The organism is Corynebacterium sp. c7Ub_26 (genome assembly GCF_053760365.1).
In genome coordinates, this window is the sequence record NZ_JBSNBL010000001.1 from 328,572 (window position 1) to 350,800 (window position 22,229).

17 protein-coding genes are annotated in these 22,229 nt (G+C 58.6%); 10 read left to right on the plus strand and 7 right to left on the minus strand.

Annotation, left to right across the window (positions count from 1 at the left end; genetic code table 11):
* The first annotated feature begins 123 nt into the window (after positions 1–123).
* Entirely contained in the window at positions 124–1,047 is a 924-nt protein-coding gene (locus ACWORE_RS01450) for a 3-hydroxybutyryl-CoA dehydrogenase (RefSeq protein ID WP_455302209.1), read from the plus strand.
* On the opposite strand, the gene ACWORE_RS01455 is transcribed toward ACWORE_RS01450, so the two are convergent.
* The 6 genes from ACWORE_RS01455 to ACWORE_RS01480 form a co-directional block, all read right to left on the minus strand.
* Positions 1,037–2,122 (minus strand): hypothetical protein, encoded by a 1,086-nt coding sequence (locus ACWORE_RS01455; protein ID WP_455302211.1) that lies wholly within the window; start codon positions 2,120–2,122, stop codon positions 1,037–1,039. The genes ACWORE_RS01450 and ACWORE_RS01455 overlap by 11 nt on opposite strands.
* A 54-nt stretch (positions 2,123–2,176) precedes the next feature.
* Positions 2,177–4,828, minus strand: coding sequence for a dipeptide ABC transporter ATP-binding protein (locus ACWORE_RS01460; RefSeq protein WP_455302213.1), 2,652 nt, complete (start codon positions 4,826–4,828; stop codon positions 2,177–2,179).
* Between the two features lie 43 nt (positions 4,829–4,871).
* Positions 4,872–5,834, minus strand: a complete 963-nt coding sequence (locus ACWORE_RS01465) for an ABC transporter permease (protein WP_455302215.1) — start codon at positions 5,832–5,834, stop codon at positions 4,872–4,874.
* Complete coding sequence (locus tag ACWORE_RS01470) at positions 5,831–7,432, minus strand: ABC transporter substrate-binding protein (protein WP_448234196.1); 1,602 nt, start codon at positions 7,430–7,432, stop codon at positions 5,831–5,833. The genes ACWORE_RS01465 and ACWORE_RS01470 overlap by 4 nt, the downstream gene beginning before the upstream one ends.
* 17 nt (positions 7,433–7,449) lie before the next feature.
* A complete protein-coding gene (locus tag ACWORE_RS01475) occupies positions 7,450–8,826 on the minus strand; it encodes a MalY/PatB family protein (RefSeq protein WP_406604816.1) in 1,377 nt (458 codons plus the stop codon).
* 168 nt (positions 8,827–8,994) lie between these two features.
* Positions 8,995–10,071 carry a phytoene/squalene synthase family protein gene (locus ACWORE_RS01480; RefSeq protein ID WP_455302218.1) on the minus strand — a complete coding sequence of 359 codons (1,077 nt, stop codon included), beginning with the start codon at positions 10,069–10,071 and terminating at the stop codon, positions 8,995–8,997.
* A gap of 143 nt (positions 10,072–10,214) precedes the next feature.
* On the opposite strand from ACWORE_RS01480, the gene ACWORE_RS01485 reads away from it, so the two are divergent.
* On the plus strand, positions 10,215–10,532 hold the full coding sequence (locus tag ACWORE_RS01485; RefSeq protein WP_406604814.1) for a hypothetical protein: 318 nt from the start codon (positions 10,215–10,217) through the stop codon (positions 10,530–10,532).
* A 140-nt stretch (positions 10,533–10,672) separates the two neighbouring features.
* On the opposite strand, the gene malQ is transcribed toward ACWORE_RS01485, so the two are convergent.
* On the minus strand, positions 10,673–12,910 hold the full coding sequence (gene malQ, locus ACWORE_RS01490; protein WP_455302220.1) for a 4-alpha-glucanotransferase: 2,238 nt from the start codon (positions 12,908–12,910) through the stop codon (positions 10,673–10,675).
* 237 nt (positions 12,911–13,147) lie between these two features.
* On the opposite strand from malQ, the gene ACWORE_RS01495 reads away from it, so the two are divergent.
* From ACWORE_RS01495 to ybeY, 8 genes are all read left to right on the plus strand, one after another.
* Positions 13,148–14,980, plus strand: a complete 1,833-nt coding sequence (locus tag ACWORE_RS01495; RefSeq protein WP_455302222.1) for an AMP-dependent synthetase/ligase — start codon at positions 13,148–13,150, stop codon at positions 14,978–14,980.
* A gap of 171 nt (positions 14,981–15,151) precedes the next feature.
* Positions 15,152–15,865 carry a hypothetical protein gene (locus tag ACWORE_RS01500; protein WP_455302224.1) on the plus strand — a complete coding sequence of 238 codons (714 nt, stop codon included), beginning with the start codon at positions 15,152–15,154 and terminating at the stop codon, positions 15,863–15,865.
* On the plus strand, positions 15,855–17,027 hold the full coding sequence (gene hemW / locus ACWORE_RS01505) for a radical SAM family heme chaperone HemW (protein WP_455302580.1): 1,173 nt from the start codon (positions 15,855–15,857) through the stop codon (positions 17,025–17,027). Before ACWORE_RS01500 ends, hemW begins: the two co-directional genes overlap by 11 nt.
* Before the next feature lie 65 nt (positions 17,028–17,092).
* A complete protein-coding gene (hrcA, locus tag ACWORE_RS01510) occupies positions 17,093–18,118 on the plus strand; it encodes a heat-inducible transcriptional repressor HrcA (RefSeq protein WP_455302582.1) in 1,026 nt (341 codons plus the stop codon).
* A 204-nt stretch (positions 18,119–18,322) separates the two neighbouring features.
* Positions 18,323–19,468, plus strand: a complete 1,146-nt coding sequence (dnaJ, locus tag ACWORE_RS01515; protein WP_455302226.1) for a molecular chaperone DnaJ — start codon at positions 18,323–18,325, stop codon at positions 19,466–19,468.
* A gap of 8 nt (positions 19,469–19,476) precedes the next feature.
* A complete protein-coding gene (locus ACWORE_RS01520; RefSeq protein WP_455302228.1) occupies positions 19,477–20,373 on the plus strand; it encodes a 16S rRNA (uracil(1498)-N(3))-methyltransferase in 897 nt (298 codons plus the stop codon).
* Positions 20,374–20,542: 169 nt separating this feature from the next.
* Entirely contained in the window at positions 20,543–21,616 is a 1,074-nt protein-coding gene (locus ACWORE_RS01525; RefSeq protein WP_455302230.1) for a PhoH family protein, read from the plus strand.
* Entirely contained in the window at positions 21,613–22,221 is a 609-nt protein-coding gene (ybeY, locus tag ACWORE_RS01530; protein ID WP_204087218.1) for an rRNA maturation RNase YbeY, read from the plus strand. Before ACWORE_RS01525 ends, ybeY begins: the two co-directional genes overlap by 4 nt.
* Positions 22,222–22,229 lie beyond the last annotated feature (8 nt).

The window sequence follows — 22,229 nt, forward strand, 5'->3', positions numbered from 1 at the left end:
TTCTTTCGTGTTTTCCGACGAAAAGCCAGCGAGGTTTTTACCATGAGGGAAACACTCGTAAGGGAAACCGTCAATGAAACGCTGACCATAGCGACTAAGAGCAAAAGAGGGGACAACATACTCATGGCAGATCAGACGAACAACGATAAGTTATCGGACTCGGTCGACATTTCGGCATTGCGTGTAGGTGTCGTCGGTGCTGGTCAGATGGGGTCAGGAATTATTGAGGTTGCTGCCCGTCATGGTTCCGACGTCGTAGCGTGGGAAGCAACCCAGGAGTTCGCCGACAAAGGCCTCGAGAGAATCACCAAGTCGTTGGAGCGCGGTGTATCACGAGGCAAGCTGTCTGAGGAAGAAAAAGATGCCGCGCTGGGGCGTATCCGCATCACCACTGACTTGGAAGAATTTGCGGACCGCCAGTTAGTCTGTGAAGCGATTGTTGAAAATCCCGAGGTCAAAGCCGATATTTTTCGAAAGCTCGACCAGATTGTTTCGGATCCCGATGCGCCTTTGTGCTCTAACACCTCGTCGCTGCCGATTCAGCAGATTGCGTCGGCAACGTCGAACCCAGGTCGCGTGATGGGGCTGCACTTCTTTAACCCCGTTCCGGTTCTTCCGTTAGTTGAGCACGTTCGGACCTTGGATACGACAGATGCCGTCGCGGATCGGGCTGAAAAGTGGGCCAGTGAGGTGCTGAAGAAAACGGTGATCAAGGCGAAGGATCGCTCCGGGTTTATCGTCAACTTCTTGTTGGTGCCCTACCTGCTTTCTGCGATCCGCATGCTGGAAAATGGCGTGGCGACGAAGGAAGACATCGACGCTGGTATGCGCAATGGTGCAGCACACCCCATGGGGCCCATCGCGCTCTCCGACATGGTGGGGCTGGACACTGTGGCGTCTATTGCCGACGTCATGGTCGACGAATACGGCGACCCAACATACGCCTGCCCGTCCCTGCTGCGTCGTATGGTGCAAGCCGGTCGGCTAGGAAAGAAGACCGGCCGAGGCTTTTACACGTACGACGAGAAAGGCAAACCTATTCGTTAGTCTGCTTGCCGGCAGTACCAGAGGTGTGCTGGTCGGCAACCTCTGCGTCGCTTGCAGTCTGTGAACCCGCTGGGGACTCAGCACCCGCGGTCTCCGCACCCGCGTTCTCCGCCTCGAAGGAAGAGCCATCAGGATCCGGGGTAGTGAAACCGTCCTGGCCCGATGTGTCGGGTGTTGTGCGGGTGCGAGGGGTCATCATCATGGCCAGCGCGATCAGCGCGGCCGACGCCAGAGCGGTAATGATGGTCACGATTTTGTCGCCTTCACCAATGACGACGGACTTATACGGAAATGCTGACAGCATCAGGCCCGTGACCGCGTAAGCAAGCACAGGCACGCGCATGAAACGTCGAAGCTGGGGCACAAGAAGGGCGGGAATAAGAATGCCAGCCCCCATCGTGAGCATCGCCCATGATTCGTTGACTGTGAACGTCGGGTGGTTATACATCACAGCGCCAGTCATGGGGTTGTACTGAATGACGCGAACATCATCAGAGAACCGGGACCACACGACGGCAATTGCCGCAATGATTCCCATCAGACCGATCAGCGTCACACTGATCTTGATCGGTGTCGGAGCAGCGCTAAATGGCGACAGCGACTTGGTGGAGGACCGGGCATCGGTCTCAGAACCAGCCTGCTCGTCCAGGCCTTCCTCCGAGGACTGGCCAGCAGTCGCGTTACCCTCACCCCAGTGTGCGCCGACCTCATCACCGTGCGTGCCGGAAGCCGAAGTGCTGGCATACTCGTCCGGCAATGTTCCTGTGCGGGCAAGATGGCGCAAAGCCGGAACAGTCATCGCCGGGATATCAGTCCGCTGCAGCGCATCGTCGTAGGTGGCCTTCGCCCGGTCATTGTGGAAAATCGTCCGGGCAGCTAAAAGCTCTTGCACGCGCGCGTCGGTTTCAGGGACACCGTTGTCCTCCAGCTCGCGCAGACGGGACGTGCAGATATCGACAAGCTCTTCCGGCGCTAACGACGGATCCAGGTTGAGCTGCTCATAGAAGTTGTAATGCTCATTGGTATTCGTGATGGAATCGTCCCCCTTAGAATCAGAATGGTACTTAGCTTTCATGCCGGCGAGCTTACCAGCCGCCCTGTCACGGCCGGTTGAGATTTATGTTGAGTCTTATGTCGGCGGGACCGGTTGGCGGGCAGCGCTAATCAGTTCCTTCGTGTACTCATGCTGAGGATTGCGATAAATCTGATCGCTTGTTCCCTTTTCGACAATGCGCCCGTTCTTCATCACAGCAACCGTGTCGCAAATGTGCCGCACAACGTCAAGATCGTGCGATAAGAACACCACGGTCAGGCCGTAATCTTCGGCAAGGTCGTCGAGAAGCGCAATGACGCGGTTCCGCACGGTGACGTCCAACGCCGAGACGGGCTCGTCGGCAAGAAGAATCTGAGGATGGGTAGTTAGCGCGCGGGCAAGTGAAATCCGCTGGCGTTGGCCACCACTGAAGTGATGAGGGAACCGATCTATTGCTGACGTGTCCAGCCCCACTTGTTCAAGCACGGTAACTATGCGGTCGCGCTGCTCGTTTCGGGGGAGGGGTTGTGGTTGCGCGCGGAGTGGTTCGGCCAGCGAATCACCGATAGTCATCGTGGGATCCAAGGAACCACGCGGGTCCTGGAAGACAACCTGCCCATAGGGGCTCATATCGTGCGGGTTGGTAATGGCGCGCCCGTCGACACGGACATCGCCGGATGTCGGCCGGGTGAGTCCCGCCATAATCTTCAACAGGGTAGTTTTCCCCGATCCAGATTCGCCGACGATGCCAAGGCGTTCGCCTCGGTGGATGTCTAATGTCACATCGTCAACAGCAGTGATTGCCGACGACGGCCCAAAGCGGTTCTGACGTTGATCGAACACCTGGCTCACATGGCGGACCTGGATGAGAGGATCGGTTGACGACGGCGTCGACGAAATCTCGTCGCGTGCATCTTGTTCGGCGGACGCATCGTGACCCTGTGCATCGTGTTCGTCGCTCACCTCATGAACGTGCGCATTCTGAACCAGCATCGTCGTGTAGGAATCCCGAGGATGCTGCAAGATGCGCTCTGTCGGCCCGTATTCGTGCGGAATTCCATCCTTCAAGACCAGAATGTTGTCACACATGTTCGCAACGAGCGCCAAATCATGCGTGATAAACAGCAGCGCGGTGTTGTTTTCTCGAACAAGTCGGTTGATCAGCATCAAAATAGACCGTTGAACAGTGACATCTAATGCCGTTGTCGGCTCATCGCAAATAAGAAGCTCAGGGTCATTCGCAAACGCCATCGCGATGAGAACTCGCTGGCGTTGGCCCCCGGAGAGCTCAAACGGATACGAATAGTAAGCGCGCTCGGGGAGCCCCACCGACTCAAGAAGCTCACGGACTTTAGCGTCACGCTCCCGTCGGCTGTGACCAGACGAAAGTCGGTTCCGGCCAGCACGCTTGGCCTCTCGTGTGCCGGCCCGGCATGCGCGTTCGATTTGTTTGCCCACGGTCATGAGCGGATTCAGCGCAGTCATGGGCTCTTGAAAAACCATCGACATGCGCACGCTTCGGAACTGGCTGAGGGTGCTATCGGCAGCGCCGACAATCTCATTACCAGCGAACATGATCGATCCGGACGGGCGCACATCACCGGGCAAAAGTCCCATGATCGCCAGCGCCGTTAACGATTTCCCCGATCCGGATTCGCCGATGAGCCCGAGCCTGGCACCGGGCTCGAGACTGAAGCTCAGTGAGTCAACTAATCGACGCTCACTCGCGGCCACATCTGCAGAGGGCGGAGTGGTTAATGACAGGTTTCTCACCTGCAAAATTGCCGACGACGATTCGTCCGCCGCTGGATCAGCCGACAATTTTAGCGGCGACTCCTCTGATTTTGGCTCCCGCTCAGGCTCCTCATGAGCCGCGCTCGTGGCTGGAGCGTCGTACATTGCCCGGTGGGAGAACGGATCGAGGATGTCGCGGAGCCCGTCGCCAAGAAGATTGAACCCCAGCACCGTGAGGGCGATAGCGAGCCCCGGCCACAGAGCCAGCTCCGCGTGTGAATCGAGAAAAACCTGCGAGTCCTGGAGCATCCGGCCCCAGGAGGCCTGCGGCGGCGGTGTCCCCAGGCCTAGGAATGACAACCCTGCCTCAGCCAGAATGGCGAGCGCCACGGAAACCGTCGCCTGGACAATGATGAGGCCAATAATTCCACGAACGATGTGCCTCGTCGCAATAGAGAGCCACCCCATTCCCGCACTTCGCGCGGCCAAAACGTAGTCCTGGCTGAGGACTTGTCGGGTGCCCGCGCGCGATACGCGAGCAAAGCTGGGGATAAACGCAATCCCAATGGCAACCATCTCTGATGACGTGCCGACGCCGACAACCGATCCGGCGATGATCGCCAACAGGAGAGCCGGGAATGCCAGCGCTAAATCCGACAGCCGCATAATGAAGGAATCGAGCCACCCTCCGCGGACTGCGGCAAGTATCCCGAGCGGAACGCTGACGCCGGCACCAATTGCGACCGCGAGAACGCTCACTTCGAGTGAGATCTGGGATCCGACCATGATCCGCGATAGCGTATCCCGGCCGTATCGGTCGGTTCCCATCCAGTGGTCCCAACTCGGTGGTTGCAGTGCCGACGCTGGGTTAGCCTCTTGCGGCTCATACGGTGTCCAGACCAGCGATACCAGCGCGACAAGGACGACCACGCTCACCACGGCGGCCCCAACCATGAACATGACGCGGTGGTTGGCGCGGGTGACCGCCGTTAACCGTCGATTCTTCCCTGCCATTACTGGATTCGGTGTCCCTGAACGTGGTGCTTGTGTGCGTGCGTTAGACAAGGCGTGACCTCGACATTCTGGGGTCAATCAGCGTTGCTACGGCGTCGGCGGCCAGCGTGACGGTGAGCGTAATGGTGACCAGCATCACGACGCAGCTCTGGACGGTAATCATGTCGCGGCTATTCACCGCATCAAGGACGTAGGATCCCAATCCGGGGATGACGAAAACCTGCTCAATGAGCACAGCTCCGACGACGAGCGTGGCCATGTTGACGCCAATGACCGCCACGATGGGCACAGCTGCATTCCTCGCACCGTGGGCAACGAGGGCGTGAAGCGTCGATAAGCCCGTTGACCTGGCGGTACGGATGTATTCCTGGTGCAGAACCTCCAAGACGGCCGATCGAACATAGCGCGTCAGGATCGCTGCCTGAATGAACGCCAATGCGCAACACGGAAGGATGAGGCGTCGGAGAAAACCGGTGAAGGATTGGTTCGGGGGAACCCATCCATTAGCGGGAAGAATGCTCCAGTGAATGGCAAAAAGTGAGATCAACAGGATGCCGGCGAGGAAACTGGGGATGGCGATGCCCACGTGTGCCAGCACCGACAGGGCAGTGCCGTCCGGTTTGTGGTTACGCAAGGCCGCCCAAGTGCCCAGGGGGACGGCGAGTGCAATGGCAAGAACCATGCTGGTCAGAACCAGAATGAGGCTGACCGCGGCCCGGTCCATCAGTATTGGCCCGATGTCCGTTCCGCTGGAGTAGGAGACCCCGAAGTGCCCATGCAACATCCCCGTAATCCACGAAAAGTACTGTGTGATGAGCGGTCGATCGGTCCCCAGCGTGTGCTTCATCGACTCAATAGCTTGTGGCGTCGCGGTCTCACCCAGGGAAACCTCCGCGGGATCACCTGGAATGAGCCGCATGATCAAGAAAATAATGACCGACGCTGCCCACAGGGACACGATATAGCGCAAAGCGATCCTGCCTACGATGCGTACATGAGCTGTCATGATTCGCTCCGTGCGGTCGAGTGATGGGTGCGGGTAATACCAGCGAGTTCGAGCCCCTGCCCAGCAATAGTTGTGGGGATACCGGTGAGGTCTTTATCCCGCACAACGATGTTGGGATAGATAAATATCGTGTTAGCACCTGCTTGATTCATGATCCGATCAACAGCTTTGCGCATGAGGGGTGCGTACTCATCAGGGGGAGCGGAATCCGCAGCGGACAAGAGTGTGCGTGTTTGCTCGTCGTCGTAACCGAGGTAGTAGTCAGGGTTTCCGAACAATGTGGGAATGTCCCTGGCCTCAGCGTGCTCAATGATGGACATGTCGTAGTCATGTTGGGTAAGAGTTTGGGATAACCACACAGCGGGAAATTCCTGCGATTCGATATGAGCGTGAATTCCGACGTCCTCCAGCTCAGAAATAATGAGCTCTGCAGCATTGGTTGCATACGCGCGGGCTGGCACAGTGAAGGTGATATCGACATCGTGGACGCCGGCTTCGTCAAGCAACTGCCGAGCACGATCAGGATCGTAGGGGTACTCGGTGGAATGGTATGACCACGGATCCGTCGGCGGGGCAGGCACTCCACCGGTGTCCTCACCAAACCCGCCCCACGCAGTATCGATCACCGCTTGCCGGTTGATTGCGTACATCACCGCCCGCCTGACGCGGACGTCGTTAAACGGCGCACGCTTATTGTTCATGGTCAGCAGCACCTTGCCGGTGGTCGTGCCAACATCGACGGCATACCGGGTGTTGTCGCGGAAGGACGAGACCATCTCCGGGGCATCCATCCCGACAATCGCGTCGACGTCACCCGATCGGAGCGCATTCGCTGTCGCGGTGGAATCCGTCATATAACGCAACGCCACATGGCGGGTGGCCGGTTGCTGGCCCCAATATGACTTGTTCGCCGTCAAGGTGAGGAATCGGCCGACTTTGTACTCGTCGACGGTAAAAGGCCCGGTCCCGACGGGTTTAGTGGCTAAGTTGTCGACGCCACGGGGTGTCATCTGTGCCCCGATGAGCGTGCCCATGGACCACAACCAGCCATTACTGGGCGCGGAGAGCGTGACAGCCAACGTGTATTTATCGACGGCCTGCGTGCGCGTCACCGGCTTCATTCCCGATTTGAGCCCGTTGGTCCACGCGTCCGACTTCACCCGGTCGATGCTGAACTTTGCGGTATCGGCGGTGAACTCGTCGCCGTTGGAAAAATGCACCCCTTTCCGCAGGTGAAAGGTGTAGGTGGTGCGGTCCGGGGAGAGGTCCCACGACGTCGCCAACTGGGGTTCGATGTCGCCTTGGGACGATATTCGGACCAGGCCTTCGTACACATTCCCGATCAACGCTTGGGGTATCGCCGCGCCGCCGGATTTTGTGAAGTCAAGGGTGGCGGGGGCTGCCGTTAGCGCGATGACAGCGGAGTCGTCGGAGGCGACGCGTCCAGTTTGGACCGCTGTGTGGCCTGCGCTGCACCCGCCGAGGAACAGTGAGAGGGCCGCCACCGTGGTTGTTGCGGTGACTGTGGCGAGGTGTTGCAATTTCCGACGCTTCGACGTCGAGGTTGTCGACGTATGTGCTGTGAAAAGTCCGACCATGGGTGATTCGTTGGTGGTTAGTGAGCCTCTGGGACACCGTTCGGTGTGGTGTGACGTGGTGTGCCGTTCGGATTCTCGGTGGAGCTGAAGAGCTGGGTCAACGTAGTGGCAATCATTTCACAGATGTCGCGCGAGGTTGCGAAATTGATCCGAATGCATCCGAACCCGTGGGGGAGCGGTTGGGATTCGTCGTCCGTATCCCCTTGTGCCTTGTTCCCCTGTGCGGATTCGGCGGGAGGTGCAGCGAAAGCGGCACCGTCATTAGGTGCTAACTTCGCGTGTTTGACCAGCCATTGTTCGGGGTTGAGACCACCACGCCGGATGCTTTCGCCGAACGTTATTCCTTCGTCGGCGGTGTCGTCGTCCTCGCCCTCCTGCGCCTGATCCGGCACAGCAGGAATGACCACATCGGTCATGTCCACCCACAACAAAAACGTCGCTTCTGGGTTAGTAGTTCGCACATTCGGAATCCGGTTGAGAGCCTCAACAAGAAGGTTCTTGTTGTCGCGGAGGTAATCAATTTCCTCCCGGAGCCATTCCCGGCCATTCGTGTACGCCCCGATCGCTGCCAGCTGGCCGAGCGTCGATACACCCTCCTTATCCAGGAAGTTAATGCGCGTATCCCACACGTATTTATCGGCGGGGTTTGTGAAGATCAGTTGCGCGCATTTCAAGCCGGCCGTGTTCCACCCCTTTGAGGTAGCCGTGGCGGTGATCGTTACGCGGGCAGCGGTTTCTGACACGCTCGCCGTCGGGATATGCGGATGATCGTAAACCAGCGGCCCGTGGATTTCGTCGGAGAAAACGCGCACGTCATAGCGGGCTGCAAGGTCGGTCACCGCGCGAAGTTCGTCGGCAGTAAAAGCGGTGCCTAACGGGTTGTGTGGGTTGCACAGGATCATGCTGCCAGCACCGTTCGCGAATGCCCGTTCCAGCCCGTCGAGGTCGAATACCCATCGGCCGGTCGTGGTGTCCTGGATCATGGGGACGAAAACCCCGGGCCGGTCGCATACGTCCAGCAGGGCGAAAAATGGCATATATGCAGGGGTAGGGATGACGATGGGGCTACCCGGATCCGTGAAGTGCGTGATGGCCAGCCGAAGACCTCGAACGACATCGGGCACGCCCACGATGGCAGTCGGGTCAACGTCCCACCCGTATGCGTCGTGGCACCACGAACTCAAAGCCTCCCCGAGCTCGGGGAGTTCGGGTGGATAACCGAAATATTGCCGACGAACACCCGCGTTAACAGCGTCGATCACGGTCGGGCAGGTATCGAAGTCGGATTCCGCGATCCAGACGGGCAGCACGTCGGGAGGGAAATGAGTCCACTTCCTTGTTCCGCGGGCACGCAGTTCCTCTATCGAGAGGGTGGAAAATTGGTGGCCAGGCATGGCAGCAAGGATAGTCGTTATCGGTGACATGGGACATATTCAGGGGGATGAACTGGGCAGTTCGGTTCTAACTCATTCATCTGGGCCTCACCTATCTGGGAGGCCTAGTCATTATTGCCGACGCTGGCCTTGGCGACGCAGGTTGCGTTGAGAAGACCAGGGGGAGCCTCAAGAATTGGCACCGCGACGGCGGCGTGTGCGGAAGCGGCGAGTTTCTCCGGCCACGACGGACTGCGCCGTCACAAGAAGTTTGGTGGCATTCCCCACCCGGATCCTGGAGGACGTCACCTTCTGAGCCGGTGTGTGCTCAAGTGAATGAGCAAGCTTCAAAAAGAGTGCATATGCAGCGCGTACGCCGAGTCGTGAACTAACAGGTAAGAGCGGAATTTCCTGGTGAGCGATAGATAAATCGCGGTAGATCTCAGCCAGGAATGCATCTTTGGTCTCGTCATCGAGCGGCTTCCCGTGCGCGACGTAATCGCGGTTCAGGCCGTCCTTGTCCGCCGCATAATCCCGAAGAAAATTGATTTTTTGGAACGCTGCCCCGAGGTGACGAGCACCTTCTTCCATCGTGCGACGGTCGGCGGGCGGTGGTGTTTCGTCGCGCAAGAAAATCGACAGGCACATGAGACCAATGACTTCCGCTGAACCGTATATGTAGGTGTCGCGGGTCTCGGCGTCGTACACCGTCGTGGACTGGGGTGCTTGGTGGGCGGAGGACGGCGCGGGAGCGGATGGGGGAACAGATGAGGGAATATCGGCGCGCATCGATTCGAAAAATGCAGCTAGATGGCTATTTTTGATGTCGCATGACTGCGCTGTGCCAATGAACGCGTGAATGATCGGATCTGTCGAAAACCCGGTGGCACAGCCTTCGCGAACACGTTGTTCATAGTCGTTGAGGACTTCCCGAATACGTTCTAGGGGAAGACCATGGCCGCCTGCTGCGCTGTCGACAACCTCATCGGCCACGCGGACAATTCCGTAGAGGTTGTGGATATCCTGCCGAACTCGTGGACCAAGGAGACGCGTCGATAAGGTAAACGACGTTGAATACGAGCCTATGAGCCGGGAAGACAAGCGTGCCGCCACGCGATCGTAGAGGTCAGCCGTGGAAGCGTAGAGACGATCCCGAGCATCATCACCTGTGGAAGGCGAGTGGGTGCCCTCTGCGTGGCTATCTTCTGCGTGGTCGTCGAGGGCCGTCGTATCCTTCGACGGTTCGGTAGGCGGCTCCGAAGTCATAGAACTATTCAATCACGTTTATGGCAGAGGCTTGAGGCCTTGCCTCGCGTCGAAGGCGTGCATAATAGGAGCCGTCTGGTCGAGGGCACTTTGACTGAGAATATGACTGAGCAACTGTATCGAGGAGGAGCGGGGATCGTGCCATGGTGATCCACCCTGATGTCTTAGCTTTATCTGGTGCAGCTCCGAGGGCTGTACACGACGCCGCGCTGATTTCTCCGGTCTCTCCGTCACCACTGTCTCAATCCATCGCGGACGCATGGAATTCGGCAGAGCAGTGGATAATCTCTTTATCTGTGTGGGGGCAAGCGCCCATTGTCATACCGATTGTCGTTGTGGCGTCGATGGGTGGGGCGTGGGCCGTTCTTCACCTTGTTGATAAGGTCGGTATACCGATCGAGAATGCAATTAACGATCGCAACCTGACAGCGGACGGCGATGATGGGAAGGAGGACTCGTGAAGAATTCCCAGGTGAGAAACTTCCTCTTTCTCCTCATCGCGGTTATCGTGGTCGCCTACCTCGTGGCGCATTTCTAGTGCGCGTCACCGCCGCGAGTATGCGTCACCGCCGCGAGTATGCGTCACCGTCTCTAGTGCGCGTCACCGTCGCGAGTGGAAGTAAGATTGCGCCCACTCATCGGACCTAAATAGGTCCTCCAGCACCACTGCATTCCCCTCACCATCGCACAACGGAACCCGCCAGTTGGGATAGATATCCGCCGTGGTTCCCGGCTGGTTCTGTACTCGCCGGTCATGAACAATGTCCACCAAACTCGTGCAGGTCAGCGCAGTGGGCGACTCCGCCAGGAATTTGTGAAGGCCGGCGATAATCGCCGCCGAATCTGGCCGTTCGTCGCGCGCCAGCCCGTCGTAGGACACGTCGGCAGGAGTTCCGTCGAAATCACCATGTTCGCGCACCGTGTCAAGAACGCGGTTCTGCCACTCTAGGTCGTTCGCATCCTCTTCTTCCGGATCCGACGTCAAAATTCCCAGCTTTTGGCGCAGCGTCACGTGCTCGCCGTCTAAGTATCCGGCGGTCGGGGGCAAATCATGAGTCGTGACCGACGCCAAGCACAAGCGTCGATAATTCTCGGAGTGACGCGGCGCATCGTCGTCATTTTCAAACCAGAGAATCGACGTTCCCATAATGCCGCGCGATTGCAAATAGTCTTGAACCCACGGCTCGAATGTGCCGAGATCTTCACCGACGACGACGGCACCTGCGCGTTCCGCCTCCAGGGCAAGAATGCCCACCATCGCCGCGTGGTCGTAGTTCACGTACGTCCCGGCGCGGGGATCAGCTGCTTCGCCGGGTGCAGGGCGGTGTATCCACCACAGGCGGAAGAGCCCCAAGATGTGGTCAACCCGGATGCCTCCGGCGTGGCGGAGGACAGTGCGCAGCAGGTCACGCCATGGGCGATACCCTGCTTCCGCTAGCTTCCACGGGTGCCACGGGGGTTGGGACCAGTCCTGACCCATTTGGTTATACCCATCGGGCGGTGCGCCCACTGAACACTCCGGCGCTAGGTAGGGGGCCAGTGCTTCCGCATCTGATCCACCCGGGTGGACTCCTACCGCAAGATCAGCCATCAGCCCTATGCTCATTCCGCTATCGCGGGCGGTCACGTCGGCTGCTTCCAGCTGCTCATCGACGATCCACTGGAGCCACTGGTAAAAGCCGACCCAATAGTCGCGTGGCGGGAACGAATCGTCGTCACTGTCATGACCGAGCTTCCCACGCCACCACGGTTCTGCCTGGTCAGCGCACCATTGCGCGAAATGGGTGAGGCCGTCGCCCTCATGCTCAACAAAGGCATCGAGCGCGTGTTGCCGCGTCGCCGACCGTTCGACGTCGTAAATGTCTTTCAAACTCAGCAACTTGTCGACATAAATAGGGTCCCGGTTGATATAGGCCGACGAGGTGTTCTCCGGGTAATGACGACGCCCCCGTGCCTGCAGCGCCTCGGCGGCGTCGTCGGGAAGGTGGGCGGCTTCGGGGATCGCGCCGGGACGGATATAAATCGGGTTGATATAGCGCCGCGTGGTGGGAAGATACGGGGAATCCTCCACCGGCGGGGCCGGTTCCGCAGCATGAAGGGGGTTAGTAAGGATGAACGCGCTCCCGTGCGCGGCGGCATGGCGGGCCAGCGTGCCCAGGGTGTAGAAATCGCCGATTCCCCAGGCTCCGGAATCGCGGACCGAATAGAGCTGCGCCATCAAACCCGCTTGTGGGTGAGCGACGAGGTCGTCGGTGGCAGAAAGGCGGGAGGGCGTAATAATGAGCGTCGTTTCCGCCTGCCCGCGTGTGGGGGACGATGCGTAAAGGGTGTGCCACCCCAGTGGCAGGTCTTTCGGGATGGTAAACGACGCCTGCCCGTAGGTTGCCGCGCCGGGAGCGTGAGGGGCCGCGCTTGCCCCGCCAGCGCCCGACTCGGGTTCATTGCCCTTCAGCGGCTCCCCAGTGTGGTCAACGGGATAATCGATGTGTCTCGCGGGGGTGAGATCCTCAATCTGGCGGCAGTCATGCCGCTGACCGTCTTCGGTGACTACCCAGACGTCCACGGGCTCGCCGTCGATAACGTGAACGGGGAAGGTGACATCTTCGCCTTCGACTCCGATAACAGTGGGGGGAAGGGAGCGGGTGGTTTCTTTGGTGTAAAAGTATTCGCTAGCTGCATCGATGCCGGCGTCGTCGTGGGAAAAACTCAGGCCAAGGGCGTGCAGGGTGTCCTCGAGTGTTTCGTCGGCGACGTCCACGTGGGAGCCGCGATAGTCGGTATAGGACGTTGCAACGCCACAGTGTGCGCTGAGGGAGCGGAGTTTTTCTGAGTAGGTCACGGGGCCATTCTTGCAGAAAGATGATGTCTGAACAGGCTCGCGTGGGGACCTGGTGGGGGTTAATGGCGGCGCCAGGAAAATGAGTGCTGCTTGTGGGGGTGGTGGTGGCTCGGATGTGGTGGGGGATAGCATTAATTATTTGATCCCCCACATTGAGTGGGAGGAATAGCGTAGATTATTCACCAATCACAAAAGTAGCGTAGGTCACACATCCAGGTACTCGGAGGTTAATGAACAATGCAAGAAAGCTCGACCAAGGCTCTCTACTCAGTGGGCGAGAATGAAACCTGTTTGACCGCAGTTCTGGACAATAATAAACGACGCCCCAAGCTGGCGTTATTCACCCGCCCCAAGAATTTTGAGTGGGTCAGCGTGACGTCGGAAGAGTTCATTGCCGAGGTCATGGCTGTGGCGAAGGGGCTTATTGCCAACGGCGTCGAGTATGGCGATCGTGTCGCATTGCTGTCGGAAACGCGATACGAGTGGACGGTCATGGACTTCGCCATTTGGGCAGCAGGAGCGGTGACCGTTCCGATTTATGGTTCGTCATCGGCAAGCCAGATTCAGTGGATTATCGAGGATTCAGGAGCCGTTTTCGCGATTACGGAAACTCGTGAGCACACCGAACTTATGCGGTTTTTGGAATTGGATAGTGATGGAAAACCACGCCTAAAAGGCTCTCCAACCAAGCTCCGGCGCATTTTGGAATTTAATTCCTCAGCCTTAGATACCCTTGCTTTCGAAGGCCGTGATGTTCCCGATGATGCCGTTTGGGAGCGCATCCATTCAACGAAATCTTCTGATTTAGCGAGTTTGGTTTATACCTCGGGAACGACGGGCCGTCCGAAGGGATGTCGGCTCACTCACGCTAACTGGTTAGCCGAAGCTCGTTCCGTTCTCACCCACAACATTGGCCGAACTATTGCCCGGCCCGGCATGCGGTATATCACCTTTCTCCCGCTGGCACACGTTTTTGCTCGGGCCATTTCTTTAGCGATGGCAATTGGGGGAGCACAGCAATCTCACTGGTCTGATTTTTCTACTATTAACGTCGAATTTCAGCGCGCGCAGCCGAATATGATCCTGGGAGTTCCCCGAGTTTTTGAAAAAATTCGCAATGGCGTGCAGGCTCAAGCTAAGAGTAGAGGTCCGTTGGGGATACTCCTGTTCGCTCGTGCCGAGGCAACAGCTATCCAGTATTCGAAGGCCTTAGACGGAGACGGTCCATCAGGGATCGTGAAGTGGCGGAGAGCTCTCTATGACCGTCTTATGTACCGTAAGATTCGTTCTGCGATGGGGGGAGCAGTTCAATTCGGCATATCGGGTGGTTCGGCCATGAATCCTGAACTCCTCCACTTCTTCCGCGGCATCGGAACCACCGTGTACGAAGGTTACGGTCTGACGGAATGCACCGCCGCATTCTGCGTCAACTACGATGACAACATCATCGGAACCGTGGGTCGCCCGTCCGGTGGCTGCTCAGCCCGCATTTCCGACGACGGAGAAGTCTGCCTAAAGGGCCCCATCATTTTCGATGGCTACTGGAATAACGAGGAAGCAACTAAGAAATGCTTCGATGACGATGGCTACTTCCACACCGGTGACCTAGGAGAAATCCTCGATTCCGGGCACCTCAAGATCACAGGCCGAAAGAAGGAATTGCTGGTGACCGCGGGCGGCAAGAATGTGTCGCCTGGCCCTCTGGAAGATCGTATGCGCACGCACCCATTGATTAGCCAAGTGATGCTCGTGGGAGACGGCCAACCATTCATTGGGTGCCTCGTCACACTCGATGAGGTTGCTGTGGAAAAGTGGAAGCGTGACCACGGTGTTAATGACAATGTGAGCAACCGCGAACTGCACGCGAATCCGGTATTGCGGGCAGAAATTCAAGATGCCATTAACGACGCCAATAGTACGGTGTCGCATGCGGAGGCAGTGAAAAAATTCCATATTCTCGACCGTGATTTCACTGAGGAGCAGGGCGAGTTGACCGCAACGCTGAAGGTTAAGCGGCATGTGGTTTCACAACATTTCTCGCGCGACATTGCGAATCTGTATCAGAAGTAGGTGAGTTCCGGCGCGCCGCAGTGCAATGGGCTTCCCGCTGCCTTATGGTTATCCCCGTCCCTATTTGATACCGGTTGTGCAGAGTGATCAGTCGTCCGGAAGTACCCATTTCCGACATGATTTCTCCTGCTCCCATCGCCTGGTTCGGTCGATTCTGTGAGGAGTTCGCCTGTGCTTGAAGAGTCTCCCGCTCGGTGTAGCGCCACGGAAAGGCTTCGCGAGCTCACTCAGGAGGTCTCCGATATTGGCGACGAGGTCGCCACCTATATCGACAACATCGGCGAGGCCCTTGCTGATTGGGATGCCGATCTTGCCGACGATTGCCTGGAAGAATGTGACGTCATTATCCGCGAGGCCCGCGAGGACATTCGCAGCGTCGTGCCCGAACTCGACGGAATCCGCCGCGCTCTGACGTCGGGACTAAAAAGCGGGGTGCTCTCGGCGGGACCGGGGGCACGTGAACGCTCTGGCCGCCCGATGACGGGTCTGCCGAATGAGCCGCTCAAGGTCACCGCGGAGTCGTTAACTCACCGCTTTCCCATTCCGACAGTGGTGGACGCGGACACGGTGAGCACCGCGTTGACGAGCCGCACAGAGACCGCGTCGGGACTGTGCGCCGATGTGGCCAGCTGGGTGGAGTACCAGACGAACCTAGTCGTGGATGATGCGTCGTCAACCAATTTGTCGATCGTTTTCGTGCGAGCCTACGACCATGTGGTCAGTGCCATTGACGCGTGGAAGAACACCGTGGCCTGGCCGTATCCGCCCTTTACCCGGATGATGCGGGGAACCTGTCCGCCGCCGTTCTTGGAGGAGCGTGCGCGGGTGGACCGTATCGTGGCGAGTGTGGCGTCGCGGCGCCAAGGTGGCCATTTTGCCTCCTGAGAAGAAGGATTCTTTCGGGGTTTATATCCACGTCCCTTTTTGTGTGACACGCTGCGGCTACTGCGATTTCAACACTTACACGCCGCGGGAATTGGGTGTCCGTGACGACGCCCCCTCGCCCGTCCTCCAGTACCTCGACGCCGTCGAGCGTGAACTCTCCCGAGCCGCGGAGCGCTACCATCTGCCACCAGCCGATACAGTGTTCGTCGGCGGGGGAACACCATCCCTGGTGGGGGCAGAGGGGTTAACGCGGGCACTCAACGCCGTGCGCTCGTCGATGGGTTTGAGCCCGGGAGCAGAGGTAACGACGGAGGCCAACCCGGAGTCCACTTCGCCGGAGTTCTTCTCGGGGCTGCGCGAGGCCGGTTTTACGCGGGTGAGCTTGGGGATGCAGTCGGCGTCGGAGAACGTACTTCGGGTGTTGGACAGGCGTCACACTCCCGGCAGGCCGGTTGCTGCTGCTCAGGAGGCGCGCCGGGCGGGTTTCGAGCACGTCAACCTTGACCTTATTTATGGCACGCCCGGGGAAGTGGACGATGATGTCAAGCGCTCGGTCGATGCGGTTCTTAGTGCTGATGTTGATCATGTCTCGGCCTATTCGCTGCTCATCGAGCGGGGGACAGCGATGTTCCGCAAAGTGCGTCATGGTGAGCTGACCGAAACCGATGAGGATACCTTAGCCCGTCGGTACGGCATTATCGACGACGCCCTAAGCGGGCAGGGTTTCTCCTGGTACGAAGTTTCCAACTGGTCGCGTCCGGGTGGCGAGTGCCGACACAATTTGGTCTATTGGCGCGACGGGGACTGGTGGGGTGCTGGCCCGGGGGCGCACGGCCACATCGGCAACCAGAGGTTTGTTAATGTCAAGCACCCCGCCCGGTACTCTGCGATGATCAGCGGGAGCGAGGACGCGCTTGCCTTGAAGGGCGTCGAGGACTTGTCGCCCTCTGAACGCCATGAGGAGCGCGTTATGTTGGCTTTGCGATTGGCCGAGGGGATCGAGGAATCCCAGCTGCCTGAATCAACAACATCGTGCGTGCAGCGGTTCATCGATGACGGGTTGCTGTGGCGTCCTTCTCCCGATCGGGTGGCGGTCACGAACCGCGGGCGTTTATTAGCGGATGGGATCATCACCGATATCCTGGTGAGTGAAGATGACTAGCAGGCTCTACGAGCCAGCGGCCTGTCACGAGGGCCACGGTTGGTCGGCGACACGATAAGGAGGTACTGATGGCCGGAACTCAAGAACGCCGTGCTGAGGTGTTGCGGGCCATCGTGACCGATTACATTACGTCGCGGGAACCGGTGGGCTCGAAGTCGTTGGTTGAGCGGCATAAATTGGGCGTGTCATCAGCGACGATCCGCAATGACATGGGCGTGTTGGAAGCGGAAGGCTACATCACGCAGCAGCACGCTAGTTCCGGGCGCATTCCCACGGAGAAGGGCTACCGGGCCTTCGTCGACACGATCCATGACATTAAGCCCTTGTCCAGGGCGGAGCATCGCGCCATTTTGTCGTTCCTCCAAGATGGTGTTGATTTGGAGGATGTTTTACGACGCAGCGTTCAGTTGCTAGCCCAGTTGACCAGGCAAGTTGCTGTGGTTCAGGTGCCGACGCTGACCGTCAGCCATGTCAAGCACTGCGAAATCGTGCAGCTGACGCCTCACCGCCTTCTCCTGGTGTTAATTACGGACACGGGACGTGTGGAACAGCGGAATGTGGAGGTCACGTCGGAAATTCCGACTGAGGATGTCCCGCGCGTTCGCGACGCGGTGAACCGTGCGTTGAGCGGCAAAACCCTGGCGGAAGCTCCGGACGCGATGGAATCATTGGTGGCTCATGCGCCGCGTGAGCTGCGGTCCGTCATTGTTGCGTGCGCCACTGTGATCGTCGAAACCCTTGTTGAGCGCCCGTCCGACCGCCTGATTCTTGCCGGGGCGTCGAATTTGACCCGTATTCAGGAGGGGTCCAACGCGTTGCGGCCCGTGCTGGAGGCCCTTGAGGAGCAAGTGGTGGTGCTGAAACTGCTGGCTGCTGCTCGGGATTTGGAGTCCGTGCACGTGTCCATCGGTGAGGAGAACGAAACCGAAGAGCTCCGGGGCGCGTCCATCGTGTCTGCTGGATATGGCGGGGCGGCTGAGCGACTGGGTGGTTTAGGTGTCGTTGGGCCAACATTTATGGATTATCCAGGTACGATGTCGCACGTTGCCGTCGTCGCTAAGTATGTTGGTGACGTTCTCCGCGGGGAGTGATCAGCGGGGAGTGATCGGAGCGAGCCGCGAACCTCGCGGCAGAGGCCGTAGGAAAACTAGCACTCAAAGTACAAGAGTGCTAAAACTGAGCACGAGTGGAAGAACGTATTATTATCGCGAGATTCCCCGCTTTTAACCATTATTAAATTGTGAATAAAGCTAACCCCTGAACACTGACGTAGGTAAACAAGGAGTACGTGAGCTGTGGCTCGAGATTATTACGGAATATTAGGCGTCGATAGAAATGCTTCTGACGCGGACATTAAGAAAGCTTTCCGACGCAAGGCGCGGAAGTATCACCCCGATGTCAATGATTCCGCTGAAGCCGCTGACAAATTCAACGAACTCAAAATCGCCCAAGAGGTGCTGACCGATCCGCAGAAGCGCAGCATCGTTGATGCCGGCGGTGACCCCGAGGCACAGCCCAATTATGGTGGCGCAGGTGGATTCTCAGGTGGCTTCGGCGGTGGCGGCCTGGGAGATATTTTCGAGCAGTTCTTCGGTGGTGCGGGAGCAGGAATGCGTGGGCCGAAACCGCGCGTGCGCCCCGGTAACGACGCCCTCGTCCGCATGAAGCTCGATCTCGCCGAGTGCTACACCGGTGTTCGCAAAGAGGTCACCGTCGATACGGCCATCTTGTGCGACGCCTGCCAGGGCAAAGGCTCCCAGTCTGGCCAGTCGCCAGTGACCTGCCCGACGTGCCAAGGCCGGGGTGAAGTCGTCGAAACACAGCGCAGCTTCTTAGGGAATGTGCAAACTGTCCGGGAGTGCAGTCGATGTGGCGGCACCGGTGAGATCATTAAAGATCCGTGCCCGAAGTGTGATGGCGATGGCCGTGTGAAGAAGCGTCGCCCCATCACCGTCGATATTCCAGCAGGTATTGACGACGGTATGCGTGTTCGCCTCTCGGGCCAGGGCGAAGTGGGCCCCGGTGGCGGACCAGCCGGCGATCTTTATGTTGAGGTTCGCGTGGCGCCGGATAGCGTTTTTGTCCGCGAGGGCGATGACCTTCACTTGAGCGTGTCGGTCCCAATGGTCGACGCAGCGCTTGGCACCTCTATTTCCGTGAAGGACCCGGTCGGGGAGGAATTCCCCCTCGACATTGCTCCGGGAACGCAGCCGGATGAAACCATCACCGTCGAGGGCCGTGGTATGCCGCGGATTCGGTCCGACCGTAAGGGCAATGTGGTGGCTCACGTCAGTGTCGCCGTGCCGACCAAGCTGGATTCCAAGACAGAGAAGCTGTTGAAGCAGGTGAAGAACCACCGCAAGGACGATGCCATCGTGAATGACAGGGAATCAGGTGGCGGTTTCTTCTCCCGGCTGCGTAGCCGATTTGTTGGGCGTTAAGTGTTCACATGAGTGATCCCGTCTTTGTGTATGGCTTCGCTGGATATCCCGGTGGAGTCTTTCCCTCATTAGCCGACGTTGTTGATCCGCGTGATGACGGCGCCGGGCAGCGTGGCGGTCAACTCGATGGTGAGCTCGGCGGTGACACTGATGCTCACCGGCAGAAGCCACTGACACGGTACGGCGTGGGAGATGTCGTTCTTCTTACCGGATCGGAAGGCCGTCATGCCGTCACTGTGAAGCGTCTGGTGGCGGGGGATTCGCTCGTCTTGGTTAATGGTGAGGGCGATTGGCTCCGGTGCACAGTGGAGTCCACCCCGTCAAAGTCGCAGCTGAGGGCCACAGTTCTCGAGGCCGGCCACACGCCGATGCCCATCCCGCTCATCACCGTTGTCCAAGCCCTTCCCAAGTCTGATCGGTCCGAACTCGCGGTTGATTTAGCGTGCCAGGCGGGTGCCGATGCAATTGTTCCGTGGTCGGCGTCCCGCTCGATTGCTCGGTGGAAGGGCAAAGAGAAGAAGGCGGGCACCAAGTGGGTCGATACCGCTGTGGCGTCGTCGAAACAGTCCCGGCGCACGCGCTTTCCACGGGTCGCCGCTTTATCAACGACGGATGACGTCGTCAATGCCATTGAACAGGTCACGCAATCGGGCGGTCTCGCTCTTGTGCTGGAGGAATCGGAATCGGTTCGCGTGACTGCGCTGTGCGACAAACTACGTCAGGCGTTGCAGATCATGCTCATTGTGGGGCCTGAAGGCGGCATCGCTCCTGATGAGCATGATGCTTTTGTTCGTGCAGGCGCTACTTCCGTTGTTCTTGGCCCCGAAGTATTGCGAACCGCCACAGCCGCGAGCGTCGCTCTGGGCGCGGTGAATGTGCTGGCTGGGCGTTGGTCCGAGGCGTGATGGGCGTGCATATGAGCGTCGGGGCGACGAGAACCACACTGCACGCTACACTGAGTGAGCACACCAACCAGGGAGGTTTCCACTGAGTACGTCGAATTCGGCATCCCGACGTCAATCCCCACGGTCCGGCGCTCCGCGGGCGCTAGCCGGTGACGATCACGAGAGCGTCGTGTCGTCGGCTATATCGTCGTTAAGCTTTGATCTTGACGACGATTACGCACCGCAGGTCCTTGGCCCGGCGGATCAGAACCTCCGCATCGTGGAGCGGTCAGTGGACGCCGATGTCCATGTTCGCGGCGCCCGGGTCACGGTGTCCGGCAGACCCGCGGATTGTCATGCGGTACGTCGGATTTTCCTCGAGCTGCAGTCGATGGCCCGTCGGGGGCATCCCATTTCCGCTGATGCTGTATCCAGAACTGTGACATTGGTTCGGGGTGAGGCGGCAACGTTGCCGTCGGAGAGTGCTGCGATTGTGACGCGGCGCGGGCGGGGTGTTCACCCCAAGACGCCTGGTCAGCGGGATTATGTTGATGCGATCGATAGCAACACGATTGTTTTCGGGATAGGTCCGGCGGGGTCGGGTAAAACCTATTTGGCCATGGCTAAGGCTGTGCAGGCGCTGCAACATCGTGAGGTTCATCGAATTATTCTGACGCGGCCGGCTGTCGAGGCTGGCGAGAATTTAGGGTTTTTACCTGGGACGTTGCACGAAAAGATCGATCCGTATTTGCGCCCGCTGCATGATGCCCTCCGCGATATGGTCGAACCCGAAACCATTCCTAAGCTGATGGAATCCGGGATTATCGAGGTCGCCCCGTTGGCCTATATGCGTGGGCGGACCCTCAACGACGCTTTCGTCATTTTGGATGAAGCCCAAAACACGACGCCCGCGCAGATGAAGATGTTTCTGACGCGTCTCGGTTTTGGTACAACAATGGTTGTGACCGGTGACCTCACCCAGGTCGATCTGCCCCACCAAGAATCGGGATTGGCGCGCGCCGTCAACGTGCTGGATGGGGTCAAAGACATCAGCGTTATTCGTATGCAATCCGAGGATGTTGTTCGGCATCATCTGGTGTCCGCCATTGTCGACGCATACGCAGCCTTTGAGGGTGACGACGGTGATAGCCCTCGTTCGGGAACGTCGCGACGAGGCAAGCAGCATGGTAGCCACCAGGATGCTGGCCACACGCAGGGTGAGCGGCCTCAGCATCAGCGGTATGTGTGGAAGGACTCAGAGTGAGTATCGAAGTCTTTAATGAATCCGGGTACGACGGAGTCAACGAAGAAGCGCTTATCGACGTTGCGCAATTCGCTCTTATGCGGATGGATATTCACCCGGCCGCAGATATGACCATCTCTATTGTTGATGAGCCGACGATAGAGGACCTCCACGTCCGGTGGCTGGATTTGGAAGGCCCGACGGACGTCATGAGTTTCCCTATGGATGAGCTCACACCCGGCTCTGGCAGACCAGATGCGGATGCCCCTGGTCCGGCGATGTTAGGTGACATTGTGTTGTGTCCTGCTTTCGCTGAGCGTCAGGCCCATCGGGCCGGCCACGGTTTGGGCCACGAGTTGTCTCTACTGACTGTGCACGGCATTTTGCATCTGTTGGGCTATGACCATGTGGCCCCCGAGGAGGAGCGCCGGATGTTCGCCCTCCAGAACGATATTCTCGCTGACTGGTACACAGACCTGGAAGAACGCGGTGTTTCCTATGGGCCGAAGCCGACGGGCCCTGGCGCGTTTCCCACCGCGGCGGATCGGGAGGCATTGGATCAGGACATGATTAAGTCGACAGTTGGTGGGATGATCGCGGAGCCGACTGATCGCGATAAGTCATAGAAAGACGT

Excerpts from the sequence above, each read along its gene's own strand:
- ACWORE_RS01470 (WP_448234196.1), bottom strand. The coding sequence starts at position 7,432 with ATGGTCGGACTTTTCACAGCACATACGTCGACAACCTCGACGTCGAAG.
- ACWORE_RS01485 (WP_406604814.1), top strand. The coding sequence starts at position 10,215 with ATGGTGATCCACCCTGATGTCTTAGCTTTATCTGGTGCAGCTCCGAGG.
- ACWORE_RS01480 (WP_455302218.1), bottom strand. The coding sequence starts at position 10,071 with ATGACTTCGGAGCCGCCTACCGAACCGTCGAAGGATACGACGGCCCTC.
- ACWORE_RS01520 (WP_455302228.1), top strand. The coding sequence starts at position 19,477 with ATGAGTGATCCCGTCTTTGTGTATGGCTTCGCTGGATATCCCGGTGGA.
- ACWORE_RS01495 (WP_455302222.1), top strand. The coding sequence starts at position 13,148 with ATGCAAGAAAGCTCGACCAAGGCTCTCTACTCAGTGGGCGAGAATGAA.
- ACWORE_RS01475 (WP_406604816.1), bottom strand. The coding sequence starts at position 8,826 with ATGCCTGGCCACCAATTTTCCACCCTCTCGATAGAGGAACTGCGTGCC.
- ACWORE_RS01450 (WP_455302209.1), top strand. The coding sequence starts at position 124 with ATGGCAGATCAGACGAACAACGATAAGTTATCGGACTCGGTCGACATT.
- ACWORE_RS01460 (WP_455302213.1), bottom strand. The coding sequence starts at position 4,828 with ATGGCAGGGAAGAATCGACGGTTAACGGCGGTCACCCGCGCCAACCAC.
- ACWORE_RS01455 (WP_455302211.1), bottom strand. The coding sequence starts at position 2,122 with ATGAAAGCTAAGTACCATTCTGATTCTAAGGGGGACGATTCCATCACG.
- ACWORE_RS01465 (WP_455302215.1), bottom strand. The coding sequence starts at position 5,834 with ATGACAGCTCATGTACGCATCGTAGGCAGGATCGCTTTGCGCTATATC.